Source organism: Thaumasiovibrio subtropicus, assembly GCF_019703835.1.
Taxonomy (GTDB): domain Bacteria; phylum Pseudomonadota; class Gammaproteobacteria; order Enterobacterales; family Vibrionaceae; genus Thaumasiovibrio; species Thaumasiovibrio subtropicus.
Genome location: NZ_AP023055.1, coordinates 364397 through 382205 on the forward strand (window position 1 = coordinate 364397; position 17809 = coordinate 382205).

At 45.8% G+C, this 17809-nt stretch carries 17 protein-coding genes; 13 read left to right on the top strand and 4 right to left on the bottom strand.

Annotated elements, in window-relative coordinates:
- Positions 1-15: 15 nt before the first annotated feature.
- The 6 genes from TSUB_RS17910 to TSUB_RS17935 all read left to right on the top strand — a co-directional run bounded on the left by TSUB_RS17910 (position 16) and on the right by TSUB_RS17935 (position 5516).
- The gene (locus TSUB_RS17910; protein ID WP_087023063.1) at positions 16-381 is read left to right on the top strand and encodes a hypothetical protein; all 366 of its coding nucleotides are present in this window, start codon (positions 16-18) and stop codon (positions 379-381) included.
- A 14-nt stretch (positions 382-395) separates the two neighbouring features.
- A complete protein-coding gene (locus TSUB_RS17915; RefSeq protein ID WP_087023067.1) occupies positions 396-1271 on the top strand; it encodes a phosphotriesterase family protein in 876 nt (291 codons plus the stop codon).
- 33 nt (positions 1272-1304) lie between these two features.
- On the top strand, positions 1305-1664 hold the full coding sequence (locus TSUB_RS17920; RefSeq protein ID WP_087023069.1) for a DUF2620 domain-containing protein: 360 nt from the start codon (positions 1305-1307) through the stop codon (positions 1662-1664).
- Between the two features lie 9 nt (positions 1665-1673).
- A complete protein-coding gene (locus tag TSUB_RS17925; protein WP_087023071.1) occupies positions 1674-2975 on the top strand; it encodes a YhfT family protein in 1302 nt (433 codons plus the stop codon).
- A gap of 101 nt (positions 2976-3076) precedes the next feature.
- Positions 3077-4291 carry a YhfX family PLP-dependent enzyme gene (locus TSUB_RS17930; RefSeq protein WP_087023073.1) on the top strand — a complete coding sequence of 405 codons (1215 nt, stop codon included), beginning with the start codon at positions 3077-3079 and terminating at the stop codon, positions 4289-4291.
- Positions 4284-5516, top strand: coding sequence for a phosphopentomutase (locus tag TSUB_RS17935; protein WP_087023075.1), 1233 nt, complete (start codon positions 4284-4286; stop codon positions 5514-5516). Before TSUB_RS17930 ends, TSUB_RS17935 begins: the two co-directional genes overlap by 8 nt.
- Here the strand turns inward: TSUB_RS17935 and TSUB_RS17940 are convergent.
- Positions 5499-6089, bottom strand: a complete 591-nt coding sequence (locus tag TSUB_RS17940) for an HD domain-containing protein (protein ID WP_202819763.1) — start codon at positions 6087-6089, stop codon at positions 5499-5501. The genes TSUB_RS17935 and TSUB_RS17940 overlap by 18 nt on opposite strands.
- A gap of 10 nt (positions 6090-6099) precedes the next feature.
- Positions 6100-6603, bottom strand: coding sequence for a tetratricopeptide repeat protein (locus TSUB_RS17945; protein ID WP_087023078.1), 504 nt, complete (start codon positions 6601-6603; stop codon positions 6100-6102).
- A gap of 191 nt (positions 6604-6794) precedes the next feature.
- Here TSUB_RS17945 and TSUB_RS17950 point away from each other — a divergent pair, with 191 nt between their 5' ends.
- Together TSUB_RS17950 and TSUB_RS17955 are read left to right on the top strand one after the other, a co-directional pair.
- A complete protein-coding gene (locus TSUB_RS17950) occupies positions 6795-7223 on the top strand; it encodes a VOC family protein (protein WP_087023080.1) in 429 nt (142 codons plus the stop codon).
- 221 nt (positions 7224-7444) lie between these two features.
- Positions 7445-7957 carry a M23 family metallopeptidase gene (locus TSUB_RS17955; RefSeq protein ID WP_087023082.1) on the top strand — a complete coding sequence of 171 codons (513 nt, stop codon included), beginning with the start codon at positions 7445-7447 and terminating at the stop codon, positions 7955-7957.
- Positions 7958-8012: 55 nt separating this feature from the next.
- Here TSUB_RS17955 and TSUB_RS17960 read toward each other — a convergent pair whose 3' ends face one another.
- Positions 8013-8849: a class I SAM-dependent methyltransferase gene (locus TSUB_RS17960; RefSeq protein ID WP_087023083.1), complete on the bottom strand. Its 837-nt coding sequence runs from the start codon at positions 8847-8849 to the stop codon at positions 8013-8015.
- A 464-nt stretch (positions 8850-9313) separates the two neighbouring features.
- On the opposite strand from TSUB_RS17960, the gene TSUB_RS17965 reads away from it, so the two are divergent.
- The 5 genes from TSUB_RS17965 to TSUB_RS17985 all read left to right on the top strand — a co-directional run bounded on the left by TSUB_RS17965 (position 9314) and on the right by TSUB_RS17985 (position 13778).
- A complete protein-coding gene (locus tag TSUB_RS17965; RefSeq protein WP_221274630.1) occupies positions 9314-10051 on the top strand; it encodes a hypothetical protein in 738 nt (245 codons plus the stop codon).
- 224 nt (positions 10052-10275) lie between these two features.
- Positions 10276-10704, top strand: a complete 429-nt coding sequence (locus TSUB_RS17970) for a hypothetical protein (RefSeq protein WP_221274631.1) — start codon at positions 10276-10278, stop codon at positions 10702-10704.
- Between the two features lie 676 nt (positions 10705-11380).
- Positions 11381-11977, top strand: coding sequence for a hypothetical protein (locus tag TSUB_RS17975; RefSeq protein WP_221274632.1), 597 nt, complete (start codon positions 11381-11383; stop codon positions 11975-11977).
- A 224-nt stretch (positions 11978-12201) separates the two neighbouring features.
- Positions 12202-12936 (top strand): hypothetical protein, encoded by a 735-nt coding sequence (locus TSUB_RS17980; RefSeq protein WP_221274633.1) that lies wholly within the window; start codon positions 12202-12204, stop codon positions 12934-12936.
- A 341-nt stretch (positions 12937-13277) separates the two neighbouring features.
- Positions 13278-13778 (top strand): ankyrin repeat domain-containing protein, encoded by a 501-nt coding sequence (locus tag TSUB_RS17985; RefSeq protein ID WP_087019526.1) that lies wholly within the window; start codon positions 13278-13280, stop codon positions 13776-13778.
- 80 nt (positions 13779-13858) lie between these two features.
- Here the strand turns inward: TSUB_RS17985 and TSUB_RS17990 are convergent, their stop codons facing one another.
- A complete protein-coding gene (locus TSUB_RS17990; RefSeq protein WP_087019530.1) occupies positions 13859-17794 on the bottom strand; it encodes an AsmA family protein in 3936 nt (1311 codons plus the stop codon).
- Between the last annotated feature and the right edge of the window lie 15 nt (positions 17795-17809).

Genomic DNA, 17809 nt, shown 5'->3' on the forward strand with positions numbered 1-17809 from the left:
GAAAAGGACAATGAAATGGAACAACGACTCGCGGTGCTGCAACAAGCAGGCGTTATCTCTTTAGAGGCACAGCAAGGGTGTTTAAAAGCAGTGGCTTGCCTTAATGACGCGTTGTCTCTGCAACAAGAGAGTGAACAGTATCAAATGGCGATTACCCATCTTGCCCGCGCCGCAGATAGGGTATGGCAACATACCCCCATTGAAGAGGGGCTAGATGCAGAGATCTTGCAGGAAATTGAGGAAGATCCGGACTACTCGGCGATTCTCAATCTTCATCAACGTTTACTCGTTGAAGTGGGATTAACCAGTGTACCGAAAGCAGAAGAGAGCTTTATGCTTGCCAACGTGTATGCACTTTATCAGTTATCCAACGTCAATTAAGTGGAGTTCACCCCATGATAGATCCGAGTGGTTTCACCTACTGCCATGAGCACCTTCACATTGACTTATCACCACAAAAGGGCACAGAGGATTGTCGTCTTGATCAGTTTGCATTGTTGTGTGATGAGATGCGTGCCCTGCAAGTGGTTGGGGTGAAGAATATCGTTGAAGTAACGAATGCTTTTATGGGGAGAAATCCTCATTTTATTGAAAATATAATGGCTGCTACGGGAATCAATGTATTGCTTTCAACGGGTTACTACATTGAGGGATTTTTTCCAGGTGCGCTTTATGAGCAATCAGAACAGGCGATTGCCGACGGTATGATTCGTGAAATTGAAGTGGGGATTGATGACTCGTCGCTAAAAGCGACAGTGATTGGTGAGATTGGCAGCAGTGAGAATCACTTTTCTGAAACGGAACAGCGCGTGTTTCGAGCTGCGGCACGTGCCCATTTCGAAACTGGCCGTCCGATATCAACCCATCAATCGATGAGCACAATGGGTAAAGCCCAAATTGCCTTGCTGAAGCAGTGTGGTGTTGCCATGGATAGAGTCACGATAGGGCATTGTGACCTGCGTGATAACACTGACGACATTCTTTGGATGCTCGATAGTGGCTGTTATGTGCAGTTCGACACGATAGGGAAGAACAGTTATTACCCCGATAGCAAACGGGCAGAAACACTTCATTACCTTTGCGAAAGAGGGTACGCCAACCAGATTATGCTGTCGATGGATATCACACGTCGCTCGCATCTTAAGGCTAACGGCGGGCTAGGTTTTACTTATTTGATTGAAGCATTTGTGCCTTTGCTAAGAGCGCAAGGGCTCAGTGAGCAACACATAGACACCATGCTAAGAACCAACCCTACACAGTTCTTCAGCTAACTAAACAGTACAAGAAAAAGAGAAGGATAGAACATGAAAAAAATTGCGATTGCTGGATTGCAGCGGGAGCAAATCCGCGACCACATCGATGCCACTGCACCCGGTGCATTTGAGTGCCATATTCTCACGGATATGGACGCAGCGATGAAGGTGAAAGCGGGTGAGCTGGACTATTTTATCGGCTGTTGTAATACCGGAGCTGGTGGCGCGCTTGCCATGGCGATTGCCATCATTGGCTTTGATAAAAGCTGCACTATCGCGAAACCTGCCATTCAAGCAAAAGAGGATGAGGTACGGGGTTTCATTGCAGAAGGGCGGGTAGCTTTTGGGTTGTCTGTCGAGCACGTAGAACATGCCGTTCCCCTGCTCATTAAGCAGCTTGCAGAGAAGTAAGGACTTACTATGGATATTATGCACATTGGATTAGTCGCAGCGCTCTGTGCCTTAACGGCACTCATCGCAAACATGAGTGCCGCTGTCTTCCACGATGGTATTCGCCCGGTATTGCCACAACTCTTTGAAGGTAATATGACGCGGCGTGACGCGGGGTCGGTAGCGTTTGGTCTCTCTATTGGGTTTGTTGCATCGGTGGGGATCTCGTTTACGCTTTCAACCGGGCTACTTAACCCCTGGCTACTGTTCTTGCCGACTGACATTCTTGGCGTCATGATTGCGAGTCGTTGGCTAGCAGCCCTTGCGGGTGGTTTATGGGGTATCTTGGTGGTGACCTCGCTCGCAGGTGTTAATGCGGTGCTGACCGGACTCCCGATTGATGCTTTGGGGGCGTTAGGCGAACTTGGCACGCCAGTGATGTCTGCGTTTGCGCTTTTCCCACTGCTTGCGATTTTCTATCAATTTGGTTGGCGAGCAGGCGCGATCACCGCCGTCGTCATTTTGATTTCCCGACTTATGATTATGAAGTTTACGGGCATCTACCCCGAATCCATTCAAATCTTCGTGGGCATGCTGATGCTGGTGTTCTTTGCGGTTCGAAAAGATCTTGGGGATCGCCAACAAGGTATTGCCCCGCCAGACATGTCTGGGATGCACTCTCTGTTTGAAGAACGTTCAAAACGCATTGTAAAACATCTGCCGTTTTTGGCGGCGACTGGTGCGCTGATCGCGGCGGTATCAAATGGCGGCATCTTTGCTGGCTCAGAAGTTTCGATTTATGCGTTGGCGGAAGCGTACCAACTGACTGACCCTGCCGCTCACGATGCTGCGATGAAGCAAGTCGCCTTGTCGGAGTTTATGCGTGGTCTCGGTTTTATTCCGCTAATTGCCACTACCGCCTTAGCGACAGGTGTTTATGGGGTGGTGGGGATGACGTTTGTCTTCGTCGTCGGCTATTTGTCTCCTAATATCCCTGTTGCAGCTGCATTAGGCGCGATAACCATTTGTGCAGAAGTTTTCTTACTGCGCGGTATTGGCCGATTCTTAGAGCAATTCCCCTCAATACGAAATGCATCAGACAACATTCGTAATTCAATGAACACCTTAATGGAGTTCGCATTGTTGATTGGTGGTGTGCTCGCCGTAATGAAAATGGGGTCAACAACCGGCTTTACCATCTTTGCCATGCTGTTCTATCTCAATGAGGTCATGGGCCGACCAGTGCTGAAAATCGCCGCGCCTGCTGTGGCTGCGATCCTGACGGGTATCATCCTTAACTTGCTGCATGTTGTGGGTCTGTTCGCGATTTAAACGCGCGTTAATTTCGAGCTGACCAAATAATTCAGAGACATTCTGTAGTGTATTACTGAGGTAATGCGCCGGGTCAGCTCGTGCCTAGAAAAGGGGAATACATGTTTTTAAAAGCGCTGGAAAATCAAAATCCCGGCCTGATTGATGCGGCACTTATGCTGCATCGCCAAGCGCAGATATTGCCGGACACAACGGTGATCGATGTGGATCAGTTTATCGCAAACGCGCGGGCAATAAAGGCGTCGGCTGATGAAGCGGGTATTACGCTCTATGCGATGACCAAGCAAATTGGTCGCAATCCACTCTTAGCCAAAATGTTGGTGGAAGAGTGCGGTTATGCTGGCATCGTTTGTGTGGACTTTAAAGAAACCCGACTGATGGCAAAAGCGGGTATACCGATAGCCAATGTTGGACACTTGGTGCAGCCGCCGGATGGGATGATTGAAAACATTGTTCGTGATGTTAAACCCGAGGTGATGACGGTCTATAGCCTAGAAAAAGCCAAACGTATTTCAGACACAGCGCAGCGCGCGGGGCGAGTGCAGCCTGTGTTATTGAAGTTCTATCAAGCGACAGATCACCTTTATGTAAATCAGGAATCCGGTTTTCCGCTTGAGCAACTGGAGCACGTGGTTGCAGAGATTCGAGCACTACCCGGTATTCGCATTCATGGTGTGACTCACTTTCCCTGCTTTTTGTTTGATACAAAGACGGGGACGACAGCCGCGACACCGAACTTAGCCACTTTAGGTGAGGCGAAATGCCGTTTAGAAGCGCTCGGTGTACATTGTGAACAGGTGAATGCGCCGTCTGCAACCAGTTGTGAAATCATCCCCATGCTAGCAGAAATGGGGTGCACCCATGGTGAGCCGGGGCACGCATTAACAGGCACGACGCCTGCGAATGCCTTGTTAGAACAAAAAGAGAAGATTGCGCTGCTCTACTTGAGCGAAATCTCCCATCACCATAAACAAGACAGTTATTGCTTCGGCGGCGGGCTATATCGACGTGGCCAACTAGAGCACGGTTTGTTGTCCACGTTTGAGGGCAAATCGCGTGTGCCTGTATTGAATGATGATCCTCAAAGTATTGACTATCACTTTCGTATTCCTGGCCATCACGCCATTGGCTCCCCGGTGATTATGGCTTATCGCACCCAAGTGTTTGTGACACGTAGCGATGTTGCTTTAGTGAAAGGCATTGCCTCTGGCAAGCCAACCTTAATCGCGACATTTGATGCTTTGGGGAATCGCATCGATGATGCGCTAATGTCTAAAAGTGCCACCCAATCTGTCAGTGAGGTGCAACATGGCTAGGTTTATCGTGGTTGTCTTAGATGGGTTCGGTGTTGGTGAAATGCCAGATGTGCCCCAAGTCAGGCCGCAAGACAGGGGAGCAAACACCGCGAGTAAGTTGCTAGCCCATTTCCAGCTCAAACGGCTGCCAACATTGGAAAAACTCGGATTACAGAATATTGTGCAGTGCGCTGAATCTGTCATGCAAACGAATCCTAGCGCCAACATTGGCCGCGCATTGTTGGCCCATCAAGGTGGCGATACCTTTATGGGGCATCAAGAGATTATGGGCACAAGGCCAAAGCCGCCATTAACCCAACCCTTTCAGCACGCGATGGAGACAGTGGAAACTGCGCTACTAGATGCCGGGTATCGAGTAGAGCGTGTCACGCGGCAAGGGTTGTCGTTGCTCAGCGTGAATGAGGGGGTATTGATAGGTGATAACTTAGAAGCCGAGTTGGGACAGGTCTATAACTTGACCTGTAATTTTAATGTGGTGCCGTTTGAGACGCTGCTGGCGATTGCTGCGGTCGTTCGCCAAGCGAATCCTGTCGGGCGTAACATTGCGTTTGGTGGCAACATTGATGGGATGCAAAGAGTGCTTAATGCGATTGAATTAAAGCCGGATTCAACCGGGATCCCTCAATACATCGGTGTTAATTCCCCTGATAGCGGTGCGTATGATGAGGGATTCCGTGTTGTGCATTTGGGTTACGGTGTTGATGCCAATACGCAAGTGCCTAAACGGCTTCACGATGTGGGTATCAAAACCTGGCTCTATGGCAAAGTAGCTGATATTGTCCAAAACCCTCACGGCATCTCTTACACCTCCGTGGTGGATACAGATGAAGTTTTTCGACTACTACATCAAGATCTTCAATCGCAAAGCCGTGGCTTTTTCTGCGCCAACATTCAGGAAACTGACTTATCCGGTCATCAGCAAGATCCAAAACGCTATTGGCAAGTTCTTGAAAAGTCAGATAAAGGTATAGCTGAGGTGATCGCACTGATGGATCCCGAAGACCTGTTGGTTGTCATGGCCGATCACGGCAACGATCCGTTTATCGGTCATACCAAACATACTCGCGAACAGGTCCCTTTGATGATTTACCAACATGGCCTTTCCGGTCTCAATATTGGCGAACGCGCCACTATGTCGGATGTCGGTGCAACCGTGACGGCGTTCTTTGGTGCAGAGCAACCTGAGCACGGTGAACCGATTGAGGCGTTACTCAAGCGTGTATAGCCCTTTATTGACACTGTCTGAGATCAGAGATTCGACTGCTTGCCAGAGTTGTGGTGCAGCCGCTCGAATATAGGCTTTCTTCTCAAGTATGGTGGAGGCGGGCAGCGTCCCGTCTTCGGGCCGACCTGTTAGCACGTGATTAAGCAAGGGCTGTAAACCATCGATAGCGGCAGCGAACTGGGCTTCCGGTGTTTGCCGCGCTTCAAATTCTTCCCAAAGTTGTTTGTATTCTGTCGCTTGCGGTTCAGGGAGCAGTCCAAAAAGGCGAGCTGCTGCAGTCGATTCGTCGCTGTGTTTGTGTGATTGGTCCTCGTCAAATAACCAAGTATCGCCAGCATCGATTTCGACAATGTCATGAATGAGCAACATTTTGGCTACGGTCAGCGGGTCTGGGTTGCCTTCGCTATGGTTAACAAGGAGTAAGCTCATCAGCGTGGCGTGCCAAGAGTGTTCTGCCGAATTTTCATAGCGGCCATCCAACGTACGATTGTAGCGGGTGATGGTTTTGAGCTTTTCGATTTCGCGCAGGAACGTTAGCGTTACTTCGAGGGTCTTTAGTGGGGCTGTGTGCAATGTCATCTCCTTATTTTAAGAACACCTCCGCTTCTTCGATACCATTATCGCGGGCGTAAGTGAGCCAGTGAATCGCTTTATCTTTGTCAATATCAACGTCGCCGAGTCCTTTGAAGTAGATCTCTCCAATGTAGTAAGCCGCTGAGTAGCTCAGTTGTTGTTGCCCGCCCTCGCTCGCTTTCATAAACCAATGAAGCGCTTGGCGGTAATCTTGTTCAACCCCCATACCAATGCGATAGGCAAACCCTAACGTGTGTTGGGCTTTGGGGTTTCCTTGCGTAGCCAACGTTTTGATGACAGGTATGGCTTGGTCATATTGTCCTTTCAACAGTGCCTCTTCAGCTAACGGAAGACGAGACAAGTCGGCATTTTTTGCGAGCAACTCTTGATAGATTTGCGGCAATTGCGCTTTCACTTTCTCACCTTCGTGCCAGCGATGCAGATTGATGCCGTTGGTAATGACAAGTGCGACCAAGGCGATAGCGAGAACCTGCGGCTTAGAGGGAACAAACATACGGTGTCCTTTTAAAAGGGATTTGAGCGAGTCGCTCTATAAAGTGTAGTTAAAAAGGCGTGGGGTTGTTTGGCGTGCTTTGCGTGGACGAGGGGGGTAAGTTGATAAAAATTTTCAAGAAAGTGCTTTACCTAAAGTTAAGTTGAGGATTTAAGGTGGTACCACTTAAAGAGAAAATTGCAGGAGGCAATATGAAGAGTTACGTCGAACACGCCAATATCGTTGTTGTAGACCCAGAGCATACCATTCACCTATTGACCGCAGCCGCGCCAGATTGGCAAGTACGAGGCAGTGGTGTGATGGATAACTGGTTCGGCAAAACGGTGACTTGGTATCACGTCGGCACGGAAGATACTTATGTGACTATTCAGGGCGGAGGTGAAGGTGAAGCGACACCATGGACAAGCCACCTTACGGGGCTAAAGCATCTCGGCATCGTTGTAGAAAATCTTGACGAAGCGATTCAGCGTTTAGAAGAAGCAGGGTACTCGATAGACCATTTTGGCGGTGATCACCCCCATCGAAAAAGTGCTTATTATGTCGATAAGCACGGCCTTGAATTTGAGTTTGTTGAATATTTCAGTGAGCGCCCTGAAGAAAGAAATGATTATACACTGTAATCGGAGGATCTGGTCTATCCGTGAATAGGGTCGCATTCCAACGGGTTAAGATATTTGCAAGCTTCTGATATCGATATAGAGTGTTGATGACATTGTTCAGCCCCTATTGTTAGTGAAAAGGTCGCAGCTTGATTATTCGATGCATTGGTGTCAATGCAGTGCCTTTAATAAGCTTTTAAACGCTCGCTGAACACGCATATTAAGGCTGTTTGAGTAAAAATATGTTAAAGCATGCATTGTTCGTTATTGTTGGCATTATCACTGCGGGCCTTTTCTTTCCTGCTGACTCTGTTATTCCTGTTGAGAACGCAAAGTGTTATGACTGGAATCCTAAGACGTTTTGGTATGAGCCGTGGGGCACTTCGGGCGTACATAAAGGGATTGATATTTTCGCCAAGGAAAATACTCCTTTGCTGGCTGCGACGGATGGGGTTGTTGTCTTTGCGACAGAGTTTGCCAAAAGTGGCTTAGTGATTGGCATTGTTGGCCCTAAGTGGCGCCTGCACTATTACGCGCATTTAAATGGCATGGTGGTGAAGCCGGGCGATTGGGTTGACCAAGGCGAAGTGATTGGTTTGGTAGGGAAAACAGGGAATGCCGCCGGTAAACCCGCCCACGTGCACTACTCAGTGATGACACCGCTTCCTTATCCGTGGCGAATCACGACAGAAACACAAGGCTGGAAAAAGATGTTTTATCTCAATCCAGCCGATGCTTTTACTGAGTGCGGATAGCCCTCGACGCACGAGAACGTTTCTGAATCCGGCGTCTGAAGGAGGCTTGAGTGTACTAAGCCAGCGCACGGCAATGGACAATATAGCTGGATGTTTTTAACGTCCGGCTAATTTTCATTAGATAGTAGGTAAAGAGTCCCGCTTGTTTCCATTCTTCAAAATCATTGTAGTAGGTGGTATTCACGACTTTGAGCTTTTCACACCATTGCTCTATTTCCATGGGATCATCTAATGCAAGCTTAAATCTCGCCCCGGTGTGCTTGAGCGTGTCGTGACGGTGAGAGTTCTTGCACATCCACTGGTTCGAAGCATCGAAGAGAATTTCACAGCCTGAAAAGCGAGTTGCGAGTTCGGTGATCACACGCTGTACTTCTGTTTTGTCAAAATAGAGGAGTACGCCTTCAATGGTGAACATAAACCGCGCGTCAGGGTGTGTTTGTTGTAGGGTATCCATCCATTCACTATCAAACAGGGAGCCTTTAATGGCGATGTCTTCTGACACTGGCGAAATGTATTGTTCACGCAGGGTGATCACTTCCGGCAAGTCGAGGTGATAGAAAGGCGGCGTGTACTTTAGCCTATCCTTTACGCGCTGGTAGCGAGCATCTAAGCCACAACCCAAGTTGACTATCACAGTGTTGTCATGGCGAGCGACAAACTCAACGACTTTCGCATCGAAGAATCGGGCACGAATAGCGCAGCCAATCGCACTGCGTTGTGAGTTTTTGAAAAACGAAAAGTCGTAGTCGAGCTTGTCGATCAATGTACACGCGACAGGATCGGAAAAAAAGGCATCCTTACGGCGGCTCTGCTGTGATTTCATGTATAAAGGGATAAACAATGTCTGCGCAACGCTATCGTCTAATCCTTTGTTATCTAGCTGGTTATCCATTCTTATTGCCTATAATTACATCACTACAAATAATAGTAATTCTCATTAATATAAAAGACCATGATGGATTTTGTAAATCTACGTACTTTTGTGAGGTGAGTCTTAGCCTTAGCTGAAGAAGCTATACCCCGTATCTTGAGGTGGCCTGAGAATATTGCGCGCGCCCGTGTTTTGTATGTGGTCAGCTGTTTGATTTGCTTAATATTTCTCTTTAGAGAAAGTGCATTCGATTTTTGAGGTCAGTCGCATAACAAGAGCACTAACACGAGATCGTCAATACGCTCTGCGAGCTAGGTTCAAGCCTATCTCTTGGTTGATCGCTGCACGCATCTACTTTGAGTAGATTGCCGTCATAAAAGATAAAAGAGTGTGCAGTGATGGGCAAAAAATCAGTCAAGCTAGGTGATCTACTAATTCCGCATTCGAAGTCCCAGCCACTATATTGCACTTAAAGGAGAGTTTGTGTGGACAATATCAAACAGCTTGTTTCTGAGAAACTAAAACAGTTAGAGGAAGCAGAAACAACCTATAAGTGGGAAGCGGAAGAAAAAGTGAATAAAAGTGACTATAAGTTGTTTTATACTTTGACAGGATTTCTAGCCATAATTATAACTATAGTTATAATTATGGCTATATTTGTAAATGTTAGCCTCGGGAATGCACTACTTAACAACATACTAGGGTTGGTAATTATATCCACTCTTGTTTCTCTCTTCTTTTCATATGGCTTATATGTAAGTATATTGATAAAACCAAGCTATAAGTTCGAGTTAACCCGATATGGAATCAGAGGTATAGAAAGCTCAAATGTCGCGGAGTTCTGGCATCACTTAGGCAAGGTTATCGTTTGGGGAGGGATGATAGCTTGTATCGTGATCCTGTTTGTAGCAGGCCCGATGGCGTTTGCAGGAGCCGGTGGTAGCGCATTACTGGTCTTCTCTCTACGTAATCAAATGGGTCGAGAAAAGCCTATTACAATTCTTTTTGGGAGTGAGATAAAAATTGAACACGAGAGAAAAACCAAAGATATATCTATAAATGACTGTCGTTATCGTGAATATGGCGACTATTATAAGTACTTTAAAGGCTTTATTTATTATGAAGAAAAGCAGTATAAAGAGATACTAGCTGAGATCGATAAATTAGGTACCAAGATATACTATCCAGCTTTACGTAATCGTCAGAAAAAGCAAAGCCAATGAATCTTTACTCTAAGTCTATCCGTATCTGATGTATAAACCCAATGAGGTCTTCAATCAATCAGCGACACTTATTTCGATACAATATGGTGAGAGAAATGATCTAAGTTACTTAGTCCGAGCTGAAATGGGTTCGCGTGACTACCTTGTTAAACACAGTTCTCCAGGTGAACACGCTAGCAAGAATCATCAAATTATGTTGTTCAGAGAATGAAAGGAGAGTTAGTTTGAGTGAGGTAAAAGAGGTTGTTTCTAAGAAACTGAAGCAGCTTGAAGAAGCAAAAGCTATTTTCACATGGGATGTTATGCCTATGCCGACTAAACAAGATCATAGGCGTTTTTGGATTGGTACTTTGTTTATCTCGATTGGAATGTTAATTTTTTTGTTCTTGGCAGCCATTATTTTATACATTCAAGATGATACTGTTTATGAAACCGTGTGGATAGTGATGTTTTTAATAGCATGGGGAGCTGCCTATTCTCTATTCATTTACATGGTCTATGTTGATGCAATTGTTTATTCATATTATAAATTTGAGTTAACTCTACATGGAATACGTGGTATTGAGAGATCAAGTGTTCCAGTGTTCTGGCATCACTTAGGTAAGGTTATCGTTTGGGGAGGGATGGTAGCATGTATAGTTATACTTTTGTAGCGGGCCCGATGGCGTTTGCAGGGGCCGGTGGTAGTGCGCTGTTGGTTTTTCATTGCGCAATAAAATGGGCCAAGATAAGCCTATTACAATTCTATTTGGAAATGAGATAAAGATTGAACATGAGAGAAAAACTAAAGATATGATAATAGTTGATTCTCAAAGAGGTGAATATGGTGACTATCGTAGATTTTTTCGGGAACTATTTATTATGAAGGAAAGCAATATAAAGAGATACTTTCTGAGATCGAGAAATTAGGTACCAAGATATATTATCCGGCTTTACGTAATCGTCAGAAAACTCATAGCCAATGACTCTTTACTCTAAGTCTATCCGCATCTGATGTATGAACCCAATGAGGTCTTCAATCAATCAGCGACACTTATTTCGGTGCAGTATGGTGAGAGAAATGATCTAAGTTACTTAGTCCGAGCTGAAATGGGTTCGCGGGACTATCTTGTTAAACACAATTCTCTAGATGTGCACGCCAGTAAGAATCATCAAATTATGATATTTAGAGACCAAAAGGAGAGTTAGGTTGGATAAATTTAATGAGATTGTTTCCTCTAAACTAGAGAAATTAAAGGAAGCGGAGTCTAATTATACCTGGGAGGCGAATAAAAAATACATAAAGGTGACTATAATTTCTTCTATGCTATGTTAGGATTTCTAACTTTTATGGTAATTATGATTATGATTATGATTTTAATTTCTAATGTAAGCCGTGGAGATGAATCATATAATAACATGCTAGGTTTTCTTATTATAATTTCTGCTCTTTCACCTTTCTTTGTATATGGATTATACGTAAGTATATTAGTCAAACCAAGTTATAAATTCGAGTTAACCCAATATGGAATCCGTGGCACAGAGAGATCTAATGTTCCAGAATATTTGCATTATATAGGGACAGTCATTGTGTGGGGGGGTATGATTTTCTGTGTTGTCATCCTGTTTGTAGCGGGCCCGATGGCGTTTGCAGGTGCGGGTGGAAGTGCATTACTGGTTTTTTCTTTACGTAATAAAATGGGTCGAGAAAAGCCTATCACAATTCTTTTTGATGAAGAAATTGAAATTGATCATGAGCGGAAAAATAAAGATATGTCCATAAATGACTGTCGTTATCTTGAATATGGTGAATATTATAAATACTTTAAAGGCTTTATTTATTATGAAGGAAAGCAGTATAAAGAGATACTGGCTGAGATCGAGAAATTAGGTACCAAGATATATTATCCGGCTTTACGTAATCGTCAGAAAATTCATAGCCAATGACTCTTTACTCTAAGTCTATCCGTATCTGATGTATGAACCCAATGAGGTCTTTAATCAATCCGCGACACTTATTTCAGTGCAATATGGTGATAGAAATGATCTAAGTTACTTGGTTCGAGCTCAAATGGGTTCGCGGGACTATCTTGTTAAGCATAATGCGCCGGGTGAACACGCCAGCAAAAATCATCAAATAATGCTATTTAGAGACCTTAAGGAGAATTAACTTGAATAATATTAAAGAGGTTGTTTCTATGAGGATAAAGTTGCTAGAGGAAGCGAAAGCTACTTATAGGTGGGAAGCAGAAAAAAAAGTATATAAGAGTGATTACAAGTTTTTTTACATATCGATAGTGATGATGACCTTCATGATGGCCATGGTTATGGCTATGGTTATGGTTGTTAATGTTATTGATGGAAAAGAATTACTTGATAATATTCAGGTCGTTTTGACTTTAGCTGCTGTTTGTATGCCTATTTTTACATGCTTCTTTTATTACATTATACTGGTCAAACCGACCTATAAATTCGAGTTGACATGTTATGGAATTCGCGGTGTCGAAAGCTCAAATGTCGCTGAGTTTTGGCATCATTTAGGCAAGGCTATCGTTTGGGGAGGCATGATTGCTTGTATCGCTATCCTGTTTGTAGCAGGCCCGATGGCGTTTGCAGGAGCCGGTGGTAGCGCATTATTGGTTTTCTCTTTGCGTAATCAAATGGGTCGAGAAAAGCCTATTACAATTTTGTTTGGTGATGAGATTGAAATTGAACATGAGCGAAAAACCAAAGATATGTTTATAAATGATTGTCGTTATCGTGAATATGGTGACTATTATAAACACTTTGAAGGTTTTATTTATTATGAAGGAAAGCAATATAAAGAGATACTTTCTGAGATTGAGAAATTAGGTACCAAGATATACTATCCGGCTTTACGTAACCGTCAGAAAAAGCATAGCTAAATCGAGCTTAAAATTATGTATATACTGGAACTTTTTGACAATGATTAAGAAGAATTGAACGCAACATATCCTCTTAATGAGTTAACAGCTGAAGATGTTGACATAATACTTGGCTTTGCGCTCGAGGGTAACTGTGCTGAAGTCTGCGCAGAGCAATTGAAAGAAATCGAACGAATCGTTGAGAGGTCATTTAGCACAGGAGAGGACTTCATTGTAATCACCGAGTTTGAAGACTAGGTGTTCAATGCTCTGATGTGGGACACGATAGAGTTGAAAACGTTGATATCAGGCCACCCAGAACAAGCATCTTGGGGTGGTTTGACTATAGGGAGTAACTTTAAATGGCAATTGAGATGTTTGAAGCGATCATGGAAGATGACTTTGAAGAAATCGCTAATCTAAGCGAACATGGTTTCGATATTCAAGAAATCTCTCAAAAAGAGAACTGGACCTATCTACATACCTCACTAAAAAATATCAGATATAAACCATCGCCCAAGATGCTGCAATTCTTAATTGACTCAGGGCTAGACGTTAACTTGCAAGATTGCTTTGGCGCAACACCGTTGCAATATGCCGTTCAAAATAGACACAGAGAGTGCGCGCGGGTGTTACTCGAAAACAACGCTAATCCAAATACCCTTTGTGAAGATGGAAGAAGCCCCTTAAAGTCGTCGTATAGTGGAAGTAACGTAGACCATGATGTTATTGAATTGCTTATCAAGCATGGGGCCGATGTTTTTGATGTAGGAACCGGCAGTATTTCGACAAAAGACCTAGCGTTGGAACAAGCAGAAGTAAGACAAGACGAAAAGCTCGAAGCAATTTTTTCTAAGTTTTAATCCAAGAATCACCTGAGTGTGATTCTTGGGTCGTAATACTTATTGCGATGGTGCTCGCCATTTTAATGGCGAGCGCGTTGTCATCCCTGCCAAATCTCTTGGCAGAAGGCGGAGCCATCGGGGTGGATAGGGCGCTCAAAGAGCCAGCGCAGTGGAGATATCACTGGACTGGTGGTAAAGCGTATCGACGTCTCAAAGATGGCGGACCAAGGGACATTAAAATCAAAGTCTTCAAATGAGCCTTGAATTTCAATGGGGGTTTGTAGGCCGAAAATCTGAGCGCGTTTTGAGCGAGGGGCAAGATAAAGCGCAAAGTCGCGGTTTGCATAGCTAGCGTTGAATCTGCCGTTCACTTGGATTCTGGATGTATCTAGCAGAAGCTCGCGTTGGGTCATCTCGCCTTGAGTGATATCAATACCTGCGGCAACGCAGTTCAGCAAGGATGTTTCCTCATCGGTAAAGCTGGGTAAAATCGCATTGGTAAGGCTCACTGCCCAGAGGTCAATCAAACCTGCATCATAGGCTTTTGGCCAAGCGGCGAAACCGATAAAGCCATTCGCATTGTTCATGAGGGTATCGGGTGAGTTGGCTAAGCTAGAAAGCTGAAACCGGGTGCTTAGCGTGCCATACATAGAGGTGTCAGGATCGCGTCGACGCGCAATGATGCCATAATCAAAGGTATCCAACTCGCCTTGTAAGCGAATATCGAACATCTCACCTTCAGCTCGGATTTGTGACTCGATCGTGACACCGCCACCCGGTATGTTGATATGAAGTGGTGCAACGGCGAGTTGACCATCTTGAAGTGTCAGGTTGAGTTCGCCTGCGCCCAGCCAGTCTTTACCCGAGCGTACTTCATCGACATTGACCGCAAGGTTAACCTCTGCCCAGTGAAGCCCCTCTGGGCTAACCACTGGCACAGCCTGTTGATCTATTGGCGTCGACGTCGCTTCTTCTTTGAGCCACGCTTGCCAATTTTCTGTCTTGAAATCATCAAGTTGAATATAAGGGGCGCTGAGCTGTAAGCCTATCTGAGGGACAAGGTTGTCATTTTCTGGCGGTAGAAAATGGCCGTTACCCGTTAAGTGGCTTTCATTTACTGTGAGTTGAAGGTCATCAAGGTAATAACCGTCATTGCGTGTACTCAAATGGGTTGAAAGCGAAAGTGGGCCATAAGGCGGCAAGTCGACACCAGTGAAGGCGTTCAGGGTAGAAAGGTCAGGAAGCGAAAGGTGTAACGCCATTTGTAGATCATGGATGGTGAGTGGGAATGCCATGGTAGATTTAGCGCGAATATCGAGTTCACCCAGTTTAACGTCCAATTCGAGCGGTATGGTATTGCGGCCATCGTTAATTTGTTTCAAGGATAGCGAGTTGACTTGGATAGACACTGGCAGCGACTGCGCTTCGCCTGTCACTATCAAATGAGTTTGACTATTTGGCCCAGTAACGAAATGGCCGTTGTTAACGTCAATTGTGAGTGCATGATCTGAAAAGGCATCGTTTAGCCTCAGGTATCCGCCTGTCATCTCGAGAGTCAGGTCTGCATGCTCCATCAGCTCAATCAGGGTACGGCCTTGTAATGCTAGGGCTAAGGAAGCACTGTTTAGCGTCATCTCTATATCATCACGGCCTGCAATATCGAACGCTTCCAGCATGGAACTAATATTAGGATCATTCACACCAATATTTAGTTGCGCGCTTAGTTGGTGGCTACTCAACGCGAGACTGATGTCGCCTTGGTAGTGGCTACCAAGGTAGTGGGCAGAAAAGGGGGAGGTTGCCATCTCGCCGTCTCTTACTTTCCCCTTGAAACGCAGTTGCTTAATCGTTTGCTGTTCCCATTGCAGGTGCTTGACGTGGAGGTTGATATCGGCATCCGCAATGACTATCTCTTCTGGCAATAATGGTAAATCGAGATTTACCCCTTGGGTGGGAATGGTCTGCTCTACCTGAGGCAGGTGTTCGTCTTCAAGAAACTGCGCGAACTGGCTAAAGTCGAGGCGGCTAAATGCGGCGTCAAATTGAAGAAATGGGCGCGAGGTGCTCGGTTTCCAGCGTAAAGCGAGATCGCCGCGAGTATCCAGCAGGGCGATATCCGGCATAGAGAAGTGTATTTCATCATCCAGATAAACCAGTTGCCCTTGTAATGAGAGGTCACCGGTCAGGGTTTCCGTTGTGCCCAACCAACGGCCCAATAATGCGATGTTGTCGCTGGATGCACTGAAGTTAAAATGGCTGCCGTTTTGCCAGCGGGTTTGTTTGAGTAAACCCTCACCTGTGATATTCAGCGCAGGGCTTTCTAACTTAATCGCTGCTTGCCAATCCTGGTTCATGATGACGTCATTCAAGGTGCCCGCTTGAAAGGTAAACGTGGCGGGCGTACCCAAGATTTCACCTTGAAGATGTGATTGGAAGGGACGGTGCATGCCACCGGTTAAACGCGCTTCTGTAATGGCATAGTGTGCTTGTGCGCCCCAATCGACAAATGCATTGTCGATTTCGAGGGATAGCGCACTGTTGTTTAGCCACTCTTTTAAACTGACACCGTGTGTTTGCAGGGCCAACTCTGCGTGAGTTAGGTGCCCCTTGGCGTAATACATGCCTGTTAGCCAGCCGGCCATGTCGCCTAATGGCGAGTCTGTTGCACCTAGAGTCATAGAGAGTGCTGGCACCCAGTTCGTCGCGTCGATTTCGGCGGCACCTTCAAAACGCACGTTGGCGATGTTGGCGTTGACCGGTACCTCTAATATCCCTTCGCGACCATTAACGTGTAACGCGAGCTCTTCGACTGGCGTACCAAGCCCTAAGATCTCACCGATTTTAATCGAAAGAGACGTTGAGGTTTCCTTAAGCCAGCGGTCAAGTGCCAATTGTAGTGGTGATTTCTGTGGTTCATCGCTAGAGAATGCACGCATCATTGGCATAGGTTCGGGTTGCAACCAAGGGCGCAAATCGATGTAAGGAATGTTGAGGTGGCCGTCAATATGGTTGTGGTTACCTAACACAATCGCGAGCTTGCCATCCGCTTCGGTGATTGGACTGTTAATTGAGAGATTGTCCACCTTAAGGTGATTTGGTGATGCTTCGATAGTGGAAGTGATGGTTAAAGGCGCTGCGTGCTGTGCATCAAAACCGAGTAGTTGTTGTATCGGCTGGGTGTTGAGCCAGTCAATATGCGTCGAAATGCGCCAATCTTGATCATACTGGCCAGTCAGGGAGATATCTGCTCCCGCATAGTGACCATCAAACTGAAATTCCCCTGCATTCCCATCGAGTAAACGCATGAGTTGGCCCTGTAATGTCAGCGTATAGGGCTGCATTAACATTTGCCCATTGGCATCGAGTTGCCAGTTATCTGCAACTGCACTGTCGGAGATTGGGGAGAGCGCAAGACTGTCTAAGTAAGCGCTAAAGTGCTGCGTATCGTCGGAGTAGCTGACACTGAGATTGCTTGCGGCGATCGGCCCGGCAATAGCAATACGAAAAGGATCGCTTGAAGAGGCAGGCGAGGGTGTTGCTGATGTTTGGGAAGGGAACTGCCAGTTTGGCCCCGGATGATCGTCGACAAGTTGTAAATGGGTATCGGCAACCAAAAATTGCTGAATTTCGATGCGTTTTGAAAGTAAAGGCAATAGTGAAAGCTGCAATTGCGCCTCACCAGCAATCAGCAAGGGCTGATTGGGAAAGTTGTCGTCATCACTCGGTAAGCCGGGAATGGTTAAGCCTTGTAGCTTAAGCTGCGGTTGCCAACTCAATGAGAGCGTTAAGTCGCCGTCGATATCGATTTGTCGTCCAGTACTCTCTGCGGCAAGGGTTAAGATATAGGCTTGGAAGCGTTTAAGGTTGATGTCGACCCCAACGGTAAGGCACGCGCTCATCGCCGCACAGAGAAAAACGAGCATTAATGTGAGTACTTTTATCGTTTTTGTTGTTGATTTTATGATGACGCTTGATTCGGGTTTCGTTTCCGAGGGCTTGCTATGGTGAGAGGGCGCGGGTTGTGGCTTTTCCATATTGGCTTCTTTCTA

Bases quoted from the DNA above. Each gene is read 5' to 3' on its own strand.
- TSUB_RS17910 (WP_087023063.1), top strand. From the start codon at position 16: ATGGAACAACGACTCGCGGTGCTGCAACAAGCAGGCGTTATCTCTTTA.
- TSUB_RS17915 (WP_087023067.1), top strand. From the start codon at position 396: ATGATAGATCCGAGTGGTTTCACCTACTGCCATGAGCACCTTCACATT.
- TSUB_RS17920 (WP_087023069.1), top strand. From the start codon at position 1,305: ATGAAAAAAATTGCGATTGCTGGATTGCAGCGGGAGCAAATCCGCGAC.
- TSUB_RS17925 (WP_087023071.1), top strand. From the start codon at position 1,674: ATGGATATTATGCACATTGGATTAGTCGCAGCGCTCTGTGCCTTAACG.
- TSUB_RS17930 (WP_087023073.1), top strand. From the start codon at position 3,077: ATGTTTTTAAAAGCGCTGGAAAATCAAAATCCCGGCCTGATTGATGCG.
- TSUB_RS17935 (WP_087023075.1), top strand. From the start codon at position 4,284: ATGGCTAGGTTTATCGTGGTTGTCTTAGATGGGTTCGGTGTTGGTGAA.
- TSUB_RS17945 (WP_087023078.1), bottom strand. From the start codon at position 6,603: ATGTTTGTTCCCTCTAAGCCGCAGGTTCTCGCTATCGCCTTGGTCGCA.
- TSUB_RS17950 (WP_087023080.1), top strand. From the start codon at position 6,795: ATGAAGAGTTACGTCGAACACGCCAATATCGTTGTTGTAGACCCAGAG.
- TSUB_RS17955 (WP_087023082.1), top strand. From the start codon at position 7,445: ATGTTAAAGCATGCATTGTTCGTTATTGTTGGCATTATCACTGCGGGC.
- TSUB_RS17960 (WP_087023083.1), bottom strand. From the start codon at position 8,849: ATGGATAACCAGCTAGATAACAAAGGATTAGACGATAGCGTTGCGCAG.
- TSUB_RS17975 (WP_221274632.1), top strand. From the start codon at position 11,381: ATGGTAATTATGATTATGATTATGATTTTAATTTCTAATGTAAGCCGT.
- TSUB_RS17985 (WP_087019526.1), top strand. From the start codon at position 13,278: ATGGCAATTGAGATGTTTGAAGCGATCATGGAAGATGACTTTGAAGAA.
- TSUB_RS17990 (WP_087019530.1), bottom strand. From the start codon at position 17,794: ATGGAAAAGCCACAACCCGCGCCCTCTCACCATAGCAAGCCCTCGGAA.